Source organism: Desulfitobacterium sp. (genome assembly GCF_982384815.1).
This window is the reverse complement of sequence record NZ_CEVWNY010000030.1, coordinates 17,628-29,394: the sequence shown is the minus strand read 5'-3', so window position 1 is coordinate 29,394 and position 11,767 is coordinate 17,628. Positions and strand designations below refer to the sequence as shown.

At 45.9% G+C, this 11,767-nt stretch carries 10 protein-coding genes; 1 reads left to right on the top strand and 9 read right to left on the bottom strand.

What is annotated here, in order from left to right:
- A partial coding sequence (locus AC1U9U_RS06855) for a cache domain-containing protein (RefSeq protein ID WP_479959810.1) occupies window positions 1–501 on the bottom strand: 501 nt, incomplete at its 3' end.
- Between the two features lie 422 nt (window positions 502–923).
- Between AC1U9U_RS06855 and AC1U9U_RS06850 the strand changes: the two genes are divergently transcribed.
- A complete protein-coding gene (locus AC1U9U_RS06850; protein ID WP_479959809.1) occupies window positions 924–2,516 on the top strand; it encodes a methylenetetrahydrofolate reductase C-terminal domain-containing protein in 1,593 nt (530 codons plus the stop codon).
- A 130-nt stretch (window positions 2,517–2,646) separates the two neighbouring features.
- On the opposite strand, the gene rsmA is transcribed toward AC1U9U_RS06850, so the two are convergent.
- The 8 genes from rsmA to metG form a co-directional block, all read right to left on the bottom strand.
- Entirely contained in the window at window positions 2,647–3,489 is an 843-nt protein-coding gene (gene rsmA, locus AC1U9U_RS06845) for a 16S rRNA (adenine(1518)-N(6)/adenine(1519)-N(6))-dimethyltransferase RsmA (RefSeq protein ID WP_479959808.1), read from the bottom strand.
- Entirely contained in the window at window positions 3,473–4,060 is a 588-nt protein-coding gene (gene rnmV, locus AC1U9U_RS06840) for a ribonuclease M5 (RefSeq protein ID WP_479959807.1), read from the bottom strand. The genes rsmA and rnmV overlap by 17 nt, the downstream gene beginning before the upstream one ends.
- A gap of 209 nt (window positions 4,061–4,269) precedes the next feature.
- Complete coding sequence (locus AC1U9U_RS06835) at window positions 4,270–5,424, bottom strand: glycosyl hydrolase family 18 protein (protein WP_479959806.1); 1,155 nt, start codon at window positions 5,422–5,424, stop codon at window positions 4,270–4,272.
- Between the two features lie 277 nt (window positions 5,425–5,701).
- The gene (locus AC1U9U_RS06830; RefSeq protein WP_479959805.1) at window positions 5,702–6,418 is read right to left on the bottom strand and encodes an N-acetylmuramoyl-L-alanine amidase family protein; all 717 of its coding nucleotides are present in this window, start codon (window positions 6,416–6,418) and stop codon (window positions 5,702–5,704) included.
- A 137-nt stretch (window positions 6,419–6,555) separates the two neighbouring features.
- The gene (locus AC1U9U_RS06825; RefSeq protein WP_479959804.1) at window positions 6,556–7,725 is read right to left on the bottom strand and encodes a ubiquitin-like domain-containing protein; all 1,170 of its coding nucleotides are present in this window, start codon (window positions 7,723–7,725) and stop codon (window positions 6,556–6,558) included.
- Window positions 7,726–7,883: 158 nt separating this feature from the next.
- Complete coding sequence (locus AC1U9U_RS06820) at window positions 7,884–8,726, bottom strand: G5 and 3D domain-containing protein (protein ID WP_479959803.1); 843 nt, start codon at window positions 8,724–8,726, stop codon at window positions 7,884–7,886.
- Window positions 8,727–8,850: 124 nt separating this feature from the next.
- On the bottom strand, window positions 8,851–9,621 hold the full coding sequence (locus AC1U9U_RS06815; RefSeq protein ID WP_479959802.1) for a TatD family hydrolase: 771 nt from the start codon (window positions 9,619–9,621) through the stop codon (window positions 8,851–8,853).
- Window positions 9,618–11,609, bottom strand: a complete 1,992-nt coding sequence (gene metG / locus AC1U9U_RS06810) for a methionine--tRNA ligase (RefSeq protein WP_479959801.1) — start codon at window positions 11,607–11,609, stop codon at window positions 9,618–9,620. The genes AC1U9U_RS06815 and metG overlap by 4 nt, the downstream gene beginning before the upstream one ends.
- Between the last annotated feature and the right edge of the window lie 158 nt (window positions 11,610–11,767).

The following is an 11,767-nucleotide window of genomic DNA, read 5'->3' as shown; positions in this document are numbered from 1 at the left end:
GCTCCGCTTGGGCTTTGGGTCGGTCTCATTAGGCTTGGCAAATTCATAGTCGGTATACCCACCGCCCTCTTGCATCCCATTTTTAATAAGTTCTTTTATGTAAAGAAAGCCATGTGAGTCAACAGCATCGATCCGACTCTTTCCTTCGGTGTCTTTGCCTAAGTAAACTACGTTAATTCCTTCAACTGTATCCACCCAAATATAGTTGCCATTATCGAAATTAATCTTGCGGACGATGGCCGCGGCTTTTTCCTTAGCCTCCGCTTCTGTTAACAGCCCCTTTTGCTGCTCCGCATACACAGATTGGACCAAGCTCAGGGCGATCTCCACATTCATCTTAAGGCCTCGGTCATATTCCTCATAAAGAGTTTTACGATACTCCTCCACATTTTTTTGGGCCAGAATAGTTTGATTATAGATGTTAAATCCACCCACGATTAAGGCCATCATAATTGAAGTGAGCAAAAACACTAAAACCAACTGATTTCTAATGCTTCGCAAAGCCACATCCCATCCTCTTCTTAAAATTCCCGCAAATTTTCTAATAAAAGAACTTTATTTTGTTACAACATACTAGATTCTATTCAACCAGGTTTGGAAATACCCTACCCAGTCCATTGAAAAGACTTTTCAGGTAGTGTAAAATCCTGGGTAGGTGAAGAAATCTTCATTTTAAAATAATTATAACTATTATTGATGAAAAATATAAGAATTGCAATATCATTTCTATAGTTCGGGATAAAAAATTTTCAGAAAATAGCATTTACCAATTGAAAGAATTGTCTCAATTGTTATACAATTGTAAGTGACATGCGTTTGGGCGATCAGCTCTTGAGGAAGGAGGCAGTAGGAGATCCCGGAGTTCATTAATATAATTTTTCGACACAAAAAGTGGAAAAGAAAGAGAAGGGAAAGGGATAGAAATGGAGAATCGTTTTAAACAGTCTTTATTAGACCCTAACACCCTCTCCGTCACTTGGGAGGTAGTCCCTGGGAGAGGAGCTCGTGAGAAGGCTCAAGAAAGTGCCTTACTTGCTGCGGAGCAAGCGGCTAAAGGCGGTAAAATTCACGCCATAACCATCACCGATAATCCTGGGGGCAACCCCGCTATGTTGGCCGACTACCTTGGCCAGGAGATCCTCAAACTCGGTATCGAACCCCTCGTACACTTTACCTGTAAGGATAAGAACCGCAACCAGATGGAGAGCCAGCTTTATGCTCTGGACCGGGCAGAAGTCCGCAACCTCTTGATTATGACCGGGGATTATACTGTCTCCGGGTTCAAAGGCCGCCCTAAGCCGGTCTTCGATCTTGATCCCACCCATGCCCTGGAACTTATCTCGCAGATGAATGAAGGACTGGGCATACCGGGACCTAAGGGTATGTCTTACCATCAACCCAGCGACTTTTATGCCGGGGCGGCTGTTTCACCTTTTAAGGCTACTGAAGCAGAACAAATGGTCCAGTATTTTAAATTGAAGAAGAAAGTCGCCAGCGGGGCTCAGTTCATCGTGACCCAGCTAGGTTACGATGTGCGTAAAATTCATGAAGTATGGCAATTTATGAAACTTAACGACCTGAATGTTCCTTTAGTGGGCAACATCTATGTTCTCCCCTTTGGAGCAGCTAAGATCATGAATCAGAATCAACTACCGGGCTGTGTAGTCACCGACAAGCTCCTGGCAGAATTAGATAAAGAAAGAACCGCCGAAGATAAAGGCCTAGGTGCTCGTTTGTTAAGAGCTGCGAAGATGTACGCCATTATGAAAGGCATGGGCTTTAACGGTGTTCATATCGGCGGCCATAACATCAAATACGAACAAGTTGAATATATCATCGATAAGGGCGAAGAACTCAGCAAAGACTGGCTGGCTCTCGTTCCGGAATTTGATTACCCCATGCCCAACGGCTTCTACTACTACGAAAAAGATCCTAAGACCGGCCTTAATACCACCACTCCCGTAAATCGGAAAAAGTTACCCCTGGATGCCCCTGTGGGCGTAGCCTACAGCGGTATGAGAATGATGCATAGCCTACTCTTCACCCCCGGCAAGAACTTTTTCCCGGTGATGCGGAGTATCTATAAAGGACGCAAGGATAACCGCAAACACGGGCTTGAGCATATTGCCAAAGTCATCACCAATGACTGCAAAGACTGCGGTGACTGCGCTATGTTCGAGCTGGCTTACCTTTGCCCCATGTCCCAATGTCCCAAGAACCAGCGCAATGGGGCCTGCGGCGGCAGCTACAACGGCTGGTGTGAAGTATATCCTAACCAAAAGCAATGCATCTATGTCAGAGCCTATGCCCGCCTGAAGAAATACGGAGAAGAAGGAGATTTGGATGCTCATCATATCCCACCTGCCAACTGGGATCTCTATCAGACCTCTTCCTGGTCCAACTTCTTCTTAGGCAAAGACCACTCCGGAAAAATCTTAGGAATCCCCACTCCGGAAGAAGAGGCTAAAGGTAATGTCCAGGACGCCGATACTTCCAAAAAAGACGTGACTAAATAAAACACTATAACTTACTAAAAAGCAGCAAATTCTTCGCAATTTGCTGCTTTTTACAGGGGGAGAAATATGCCGCCGAAGTACTTTTTCCTAGCCATTATCTGGACTGCCTAAACACAGCCTGCTAACCGAATTAGGATTTACAAAAGAATTTTATAACTGCTTCCGCCACTGCTTGAAACTCCTCTATGCTTAAAGTTTCCGCTCTCCTTTGAGCATCCACTCCTGCTGCAGCAAGTATTTCGCTTACCAGCTTTTTATCGGTGCCTAGTCCCCCAGCCAGGGAATTCCCTAAGGTTTTGCGCCGTTGACTAAAAGCCGCTTTGACTACCCGGAAAAAATCTTTTTCCGCTACTGTTAACCCCGGATAAGGTCGGAGTTCAAAGCGAACGACCGCCGAAGTCACTTTAGGAGCGGGCCGGAACGCATGGGGAGGAACCTCAAAGAGCTTCTCGGCCTTCGCGGACACTTGCGCCGCCACCGTAAGAACACCGTAATCTTTACCTCCGGGTTTGGCAATCAGACGATCCGCCACTTCCTTCTGGACCATGACCACCATACTCTGTAAAGAATCCTTTTGCTCCAGAAAATGCATAAGCAGAGGACTGGTTATGTAATAGGGGAGATTTCCCACCAGAACCCCTTTTTTATTACCCCAGATGTCGGCCAAATTTAGCTCCAGGGCATCCATATTGTGAATTTCTACCGGTAAATCTTTCAGCTCGCGGTTAAGGATATCCAGCTTTCCCCGATCCAATTCGATGGCCCAGACCTTTTGAGCCTTACTAGCCAAGACACGGGTCAATACCCCTAAGCCCGGTCCGATTTCCACAACCGGTGTCTCCGGATCAATCACACTGGCCGCTACAATATTTCCTATAACCTGATCATCTATTAAAAAATTTTGCCCTAAACTTTTATGTGCCTTAGCACCCTCTTTAAGAATGCGCCGGGTATAATTAGCTGCGTTCTCCATAGACAGTCTCCCTTACCGCTTTTTCAAATTCCTCCCTGGTAATACCAAAACGATTTATACGCTTTAATAACTGCTTGGCATTGGTATCCCCGACTCCTAATATCTTTCCTACCGCCCAGCGCCGCTCAGCAGAATTGGGCAATCCTGCCAGACCGGCTTCTACTAAATCCTTTATTTCAAATAAATCTGCTCCTGGTTCTGTGGCACTTTGCTTCTCGGAGGATTCCAGAGTGTCTCTTTTTATTTTTTGAAAGGCTTCCCGAATGTCCTCAGGACGGGCATTTTCTACCCCGATGTCATCATCATTTTGCGAGCGCGCATCCTTTTTGGCAAGATATACATGCTTAGCCTCGGGAACTTGCCGTCTGATCCTTTCCCGAATCTGTTCCCCCACCGAATCAGGATCCATAAAAACGATTACTCCCCGGCGTTTAGCCATCTCGGCAATATAGTCTAACTTTTCTTTAGTTAACCCATAACCTTCCGTCCATAGGATATCCACATCGCCTAAAGCCCTACGAACGGCGTGTGCATCATTTTTTCCTTCCACCACGATTAACTCACTGATCATAAGAATTCATTTTCCTCTCCACTCCAAGAATCTCCCTAGTTTTACCTGTTTTATCTTACTCCATCTTGGAGCATTTCACAAATCTACCCACCATGTCATACTGAACGCAATCAAGTATCTTAACCGGGTAAAGATCCTTCGCTATTGTTCAGGATGACATCCCATCTTGAGTATAACAAGGGGCAGGATTAACTCCTGCCCCTTTATCTTTACTTCTTATTCTTATTGGTTCCATAGGTTTTGACCAGGCCATCCCAGATAGCGGGATCTTCCATACCTAATCTCCAGATAGCTACACCATGAAGCTTATGCTCTCTGGCATACTCCATTTTAGGTTGCAAGCTTTGCTTATTCTCGAAGTATACTTCGTGGCGGACACCATTGGCTGTGTAGGTATAGTGAGGAACTTTGTGCTCTTCATCATAGCCCACCTGAACCCCGTGTTTCTTAGCCCGGGACATGCTTTGCTCAAAGGAGAGATAATCCGGGATGGTCGGCTTGTTGGAACCCCAATCAAAGGAGTATACCGGCAGTCCCATTACAATTTTTTCCCGGGGTATTTTCGTCACCGCATAAGCGATGACCTTGTTTACCCAGGCATGGGAGGCAATCGGTCCTTGAGTGGTTCCCAGACCATGCTCATCGTAAGTCATCAAGACAATTTGGTCGGCATTTTTACCGATCGCCGCATAGTCATAGGCACCGGACCAAAGGTCGGATGGGTAATCGATAAATTTGGCTGGTATGGATACATTAAGAACCTTGTCCTTGGCTTTTAAAGCCTTATGGAGCTCACCCAAGAAGGCAGTAAGGTTATTGCGGTCTCCCGGCGGCGTCTTTTCAATATCGATAGCAATCCCATCCCATTTTTCATTGAGAGTTAATTGAACAAGATTGTTAACGAATTTTGACCGGGTCTGAGGATTGGCAAAAACACTGTGGGCCAGATTGGCATCAAAGAGTCCGCCCCGCATGTTATGAATCAAGGCATAGGCTTTGGAACCGTTTTTCTGAGCTGCTTCTTTAATACTTAGATCCTTTTTCCCTGTGGTAATGATCTTGCCATTGGCATCAAAAGAATACCAGAAGAAGGAAACCTCATCGAGCATTTTGATGTTTTTCATCATAGAATCCTTTGAGCCCGGAATCTCCCCTTCAGGATCTGTGTAGAAACCCATGACCACACGTTTTTCCGTACCGAGAACATCCTCCCGGGTCTCGGCTTCAGCCTGTGGTGGTTCACCACTCTCTGTGACCACCTGATTAGGGGCCTGGGTGCTTTTTTGTTGAGCTGTATTACACCCTGCTAAGCTAAGACTCAATACCAAAACAGCAATTAAATTTAAAGTCAGAAACCGCTTCATTCTGAAATCAACTCCTTCATCTTGATTCGGTCACCTGACTTTATTGTCCCCTCATAAATTGTCCTTATGTATAGAGATTGACAGAATGCTAATCCACTATTTGACATAAGCACCTAGTTTTAAAAAATCCAATAAAGAATCTTCTTATCATCTCCTTATTACCTCTTTGTTTAATACCTATTATTATCTCTAAAAAGTTCTACATTTATATTGTCTTTTTCAATCCGTACTTGTAAAACGAAGCATTTTTTCCAAATTGATTCCCGAAGACCGGGATTTAAGGCAGGCCGAAGTAATTTGCGACCCCTTTAGCAACGGCCTGAGCCAACTGATCTTGATACCAGGTTTGCCGAAGTCTGGTAAATTCCTTAGGATTGCTAATATAACCTAATTCAACGATAACCGCCGGCATTGGGGTACGGTTAATGATATAAAAATCCCCCGGTTTTGCGACCCTACGATTCATCCCCGGGACCTTGATCAATTCTTTTTGAATGGTTTCCGCTAATCTTTTGCCTTCCTCGGATTTAAAGTTATAAAAAGTCTCAGCCCCGGTATTACGCTCAGAAGTCGTCGCGTTAAGATGTAAGCTGATTAAAGCATCGACCTGAGCCTCAGTGGCAAGAGAAATACGGTAATTGAGATCGGCCTGCTTTTTAGATTGCTTGCCCCGTACTCCTTCAGGCACATAATCTATATCCTCTTCCCGTGTCAAGATCACCTCGATTCCTGCCGGCTCCAGCAGCTCCTTGACTCGTTTTGCCATTTCCAAATTAATTTGCTTTTCATAGATCCCTTGTTTAGTTATGGCTCCCGGATCATACCCACCATGACCGGCATCTATCACAACTTTATACTTAGTCTCAAGGGGTCCGAGAACTGCGGCGGAACCCTGATATAATACCGAGAATATTAAGCTGAGCATTACTGTTAACACAATACCAACCGCTATCCCCTGTATCCGTGTACCGGGGATTACTATAGGTCTTCGCAATCCGCTCCCCCCTTAATCCTTTTTCCCTATGATAGATATGATAACAAGACAAAAAAAATGAGGCCCTTCCTTATTTCGGAAAACCTCATTTCCATAACTCGATACTAATCAAAAAAATTCGTTGTAGGTCACTTTTATTATTTTACATAAACCACTACGGGGCGCACTCCCCAAGACAAGGCAGCCTCCTCCGTATTCATATATAAATCAACCCGGTTTCCTTTGATCGCACCGCCGGTGTCCAATGCGATTGCCTCACCATATCCTTCCACGTAAACTTCCGTTCCTAAAGGAATTACTCGTGGATCTACGGCAATTATCCCGTAGCGTACTTCATGGCCGGTGGCAGTTCTGCCGCCTCCGGAATAGGCGGTAGCCCTCATTTGATAGGCTCGTTTAAATTCAATGGTTTTACCGCCACGGGAAATGGTGGTCTGTGATCCTCGTGAAACTACTCGATTTACAGGAGCCCGTAAAACCTCCTGCTTCAAAACTTGACGGGCAACTTCTACCCCGTCTTCCAGAGTAATTTTGACGACTTGCTCATGTTCCCCGTTAACCCCGTTTGTCACAACCTTATCCGGCAGGCCTAAGGGAAAATCTGCCGGCTTGGCCACGGTCTGATAGGGGATCTCACTCTTAATGGTTTCAACCTTTTCCTCCACCCTTACTACTTGAATCTCATCATCGGCTTCGATCATGTGATCCATGGGAAGAGATACCTTATCCTTTTCACCTAAAACTATCTCTAATTTTTGCAAAGTCTCTTCTACAGTCCGGGGAGCCGAATATGTATCGAATTCCTCACCATCTACTTTGACTTTAATCGGTACCGCCCGCCGAACCTCAATCTGGGCATCTGCCGTCATTTTCGTTTCCCGGTCAAGGTTTACCTCATCCGTTACTTTGAGATCCAACCCCAAACGGTTTGACAAATCCGTCAATGCCTCTCCCACAGTGGCGGCCGGTGTCCGGACAGAAAATATCTCGCCATCCACTGTCAACTGAACCGGCATGCTGCGGGTAATTTTAACCTCTAATCCTTTACCAACGGGTGTTTCCCGATGCGGTTCTACAATATCCTCCGGATAAATACCAAGCCTGGAATGTTCAAGGGCTGCTCCCACCGTGGAATATAGGGTTGTGAGGCTCTGTTTTTCCCCATCTACCACAACAGTGATCGCTTTAGCCTTAAAGAAAAGTACTGATACTACGATGAAAGCTACAGTCAGTAATGTAACGGAGATTTGGGCTTTACGGGAGCTACGAACTAAGGATAATACCGAAGTTCGTGTCTTCTCTATCATCTCATCCCTCCATAATTTAACTCTGACCTACTCTAATATTTTAACCAAATCTCCCCTATATGTCAAAACTTTTTGGTTTTATTTACCATCTGTTACCAGGCGGCAGGGACTTGACTAACCTCCGGTGAGGGGTGAATCTCCGCCTGAAAAGATTCCGTTCAATGATTTGCTAAGATATGTATAGTCACCGGCCTCCTTCCCCATTGGATACACCGTTGCAAGCTAGGGAAAAAAACATCGATGATATCCCCTTTTATAGCCCCTCCGGTATCGGCAGCAATGGCATAGCCATATCCCTCTACATAGACCTCGGTTCCCAGGGGGATAACCCGGGGGTCGACGGCAATTAAACCCTCCCGGGGCCAAACCCCTGTTGCCGTAGGATTGCCTGTATAGGTATAAGCAGTGGCTTCTACCTCAAAGGTTCTTACGATATTATACTGGCTAAGATCCACTTCAGTTCGTTCTACGGGTCTGGTATTCTGAATCACTACCCGCTTCTTCGGAGCATTTAATTGGAACTGATGAACCACATGTTCATCCTGGAGCTCCCCCCCCACGGTGGTAGTGCGGATCACCCGCCGTTCTATCCCTATTTGACCTTCCTCCCGAACCCTACTAGTCCCTGGAAGCACTTGGCCCGACTCGACATATTCAGTGTCGATAGGAATTTCCACCTCCTCGATCCGATAGGACTTAGCCACCTGCCCACCGATACTCGGAAAAACGGGTTCGGGGTCCGCCTCCCCTAAAGAACTTGCGGCTCCGGCAACTCCTCCCGATACCTCACTACCCAAAACCTGACTATCAGGAATTAGGGCAGTACTCTGATTATTTCTTTCAAACACCGGAAAAGTTAATGGGATTTTTTCCGGAAATGCTTCCGAGGGAACATACATCAAGGTACTGCCAGCTAAAACCAAGGTCCCCCCCATAGTCAGGCTTCTGTTTTTCGCCGAACGCCAATAATCGGCATACGAGGCTATAGGCAATGAATACATATTCTTCCCTCCTGCTAAAAAATATGAAGGTAGGGATAAAAAAAGAACACCCTAGTCCTTCTAAATGGGCTAAGGTGTTAGTTTCCTTTATTATACCAATCTTTGCCAAAGTCCTCACTTGCTGTTAAAAGGTTCTTTTGCCAAACAACCTATTCCCATTCGCAAAGGCCATATTTGCAACTTCCTCTAATTCCAGGCCCCGGATCTCCCCAAAGCGAGCCGCCACATGACGCACATAAGCCGGTTCGTTGCGCTTACCACGGTAAGGCTCCGGGGTTAGATAAGGGGAATCCGTCTCGATCAAAAAGCGGTCTAAGGGAACTTTCTCAGCTACTTCCACCGTATGTCGGGCATTTTTAAAGGTCAGCGGTCCGGCAAAGGAAAGATAAAAGCCCAAATTCAGAATCAGCTTAGCCATCTCCCAAGAGCCGGAATAGCAGTGGAAGACCCCACCTTTTTTCGGGGTATGAGCTTTCACAATGTCTAAGAGATCTTGATGGGCATCCCGATTATGAATGATGATCGGCAGCCCCGCCTGATCAGCCAGTTCAATCTGGCGAATAAACACTTCTTGCTGAACCTTGCGGGGGGAGAGATCCCGGTAATAATCCAAGCCGATCTCACCCCAAGCAATGACTTTATCTTCTTGGGCCAGCTTACTCAACCGCTCCCAGGTTTCCTCTGTGGCCTCTTGAGCATCATGGGGGTGAACCCCCACGGCAGCATAGATATTATCGTACTGATGGGCAAGGCGCACCGATCTTTCCGAGGATGGCAGATCATAGCCTACGTTGGTGACCCGGGTAATTTGCGCCTCTTTCATATTTTGAAGAATTTGCCGGAAATCCTCCTGGTAACGGGGATCATCCAGATGAGCATGGGTATCCCAAATCATTTCACACGTGCCCCTGCCGGGATATCTTTAGCTAAGGTTAATACTTCAAGGACTTCCCCATGGGAAGCGGCGAGAATCATACCTTCCGACATAATTCCCCGTAATTTAGTCGGCTTAAGATTAGCCACGATCACCACATACTTGCCCACTAAATCCTCCGGTGCATAGTACTGAGCAATTCCGGAGACAATGGTCCGGGGTTTTCCGGCCACCTCGATTTCCAGTTTTAAAAGCTTATCGGTTTTCTCCACCTTTTCCGCCTGGAGAACCTTTGCCACCCGCAGATCAATCTTGGCAAAATCATCGATGGTGATCTCTTCTTTGATGGGCTCAAACTCCACTGCCTTTTCTGTAGTAGCACCCTCAACTTGAACTGTAGCCAATGCTTTAACAGCCTCTTGAGTATTTTTACTTGTATTCACTTCGTTCACCGGTGTTTTCTCCTCTTCAACATTAAATTGTGACATATCAATACGTGGGAATAAGGCTTCTCCCCGTTCTACCTTAACTCCTTCTCCCAACACATCCCACCGTTTGGCATCCTCCCAAGAAAGCATTTCTTCACCGATCCCTAATTGGCGGAACATTTTGGGTGTAAGCTTGGGCATAAAGGGCGCGCAGAGAATTCCTAAGATGCGGATAGCCTCAGCAAAAGTATGAAGTACCGTATCCAGGCGAGCCTGTTGATCTTCCTGCTTGGCCAGGGTCCAGGGTGCCGTTTCATCCACGTATTTATTCATACGGGAAACCAGCCGCCATAGCTGTTCCAAAGCACCGGCCGGATCATGTGCTTCCAACCGTTCCTCTACCTTAGTTATTACCTCTTGGTCTAAAGCCTTAAGTTCCTCTTCTATAGAAGTTAGTTCAGCGGTCTTAGGAACAACTCCGCCGCGGTATTTTACGATCATCGCCAGACTGCGGGAAACAAAGTTTCCTAAGTCATTAGCCAAATCACTATTTAACCTTTCCACCAGGCTATCTTCCGAATAAGCACCATCAGCACCTACCTGCATTTCCCGCAGGAGGAAATAGCGAATAGCATCGGAGCCATAGCGCTTAATCAGTTCAAAGGAATCCTGAACATTTCCCCGGGACTTGGAGATTTTGCCCCCTTCTTTACTTAGATACCAGCCATGGCCATAGACCACTTTGGGCAGGGGAACTCCCAAAGCCATCAAAATAATCGGCCAAATCACCGCATGGAAGCGGACGATATCCTTACCCATTAAGTGAACTTCCGCCGGCCAATATCTTTTATACAGCTCTCCATCGGGGTAACCCAGAGCTGAAATATAGTTGATTAATGCATCCAACCAAACATAGACCACGTGCTTCGGGTCAAAAGGAACTTGAATCCCCCATTGGAAAGTGGTCCGGGAAACACAAAGATCCTCCAAGCCTCCTTCGATAAATTTAACCATCTCATTGCGGCGGGAAGCAGGCTGAATAAAGTCCGGATTATCCTTGATGTATTGTAAAAGGGCATTTTGGTATTTAGAAAGCTTGAAGAAATAGCTTTCCTCCTTTAACAATTCAACATCCCGGCCACAGTCAGGATTAGGACATTTACCACCCTCAAGTTTATTCTCCGTCCAGAAAGTTTCACAAGGGGTACAATACCAACCCTCATATTCAGATTTATAAATATCCCCTTGTTCATATAGCTTGGTAAAAATCTTTTTTACCACTTGATGGTGACGATCTTCGGTGGTCCGAATAAAGTCATCATAGGAGATATCCAGCTCCTCCCATAAAGCTTTAAAGCGATCCACAATACCATCCACATAAGCTTTCGGGTCCATTCCCTTTCCTTCCGCAGTACGGACAAGCTTCTGTGCGTTCTCATCAGTACCGGTGAGGAAGTACACATCGTGGCCTTTCAGGCGATGATAACGAGCAAAGGCATCAGCTGCAACAGTGGTATAAGCAGTCCCAATGTGGGGGCTGGCATTGGGGTAAAAAATCGGTGTGGTAATGTAATATTTCAACTTGAACCATCCTCTCTTCAGAGCATATTCCGGTGTGTATGCCCTACAAAATTTATTATATCCATGACAACTTTTAAGCAAACTTCTTTATTAAAGTAACTTACTTAAGGTGGAATTTCAACTCCATCTAAAGCAAACTCTTCTACAACTCCGGCTTC

Excerpts from the sequence above, each read along its gene's own strand:
- AC1U9U_RS06850 (WP_479959809.1), top strand. The coding sequence starts at position 924 with ATGGAGAATCGTTTTAAACAGTCTTTATTAGACCCTAACACCCTCTCC.
- rsmA (WP_479959808.1), bottom strand. The coding sequence starts at position 3,489 with ATGGAGAACGCAGCTAATTATACCCGGCGCATTCTTAAAGAGGGTGCT.
- rnmV (WP_479959807.1), bottom strand. The coding sequence starts at position 4,060 with ATGATCAGTGAGTTAATCGTGGTGGAAGGAAAAAATGATGCACACGCC.
- AC1U9U_RS06835 (WP_479959806.1), bottom strand. The coding sequence starts at position 5,424 with ATGAAGCGGTTTCTGACTTTAAATTTAATTGCTGTTTTGGTATTGAGT.
- AC1U9U_RS06825 (WP_479959804.1), bottom strand. The coding sequence starts at position 7,725 with ATGATAGAGAAGACACGAACTTCGGTATTATCCTTAGTTCGTAGCTCC.
- AC1U9U_RS06820 (WP_479959803.1), bottom strand. The coding sequence starts at position 8,726 with ATGTATTCATTGCCTATAGCCTCGTATGCCGATTATTGGCGTTCGGCG.
- AC1U9U_RS06815 (WP_479959802.1), bottom strand. The coding sequence starts at position 9,621 with ATGATTTGGGATACCCATGCTCATCTGGATGATCCCCGTTACCAGGAG.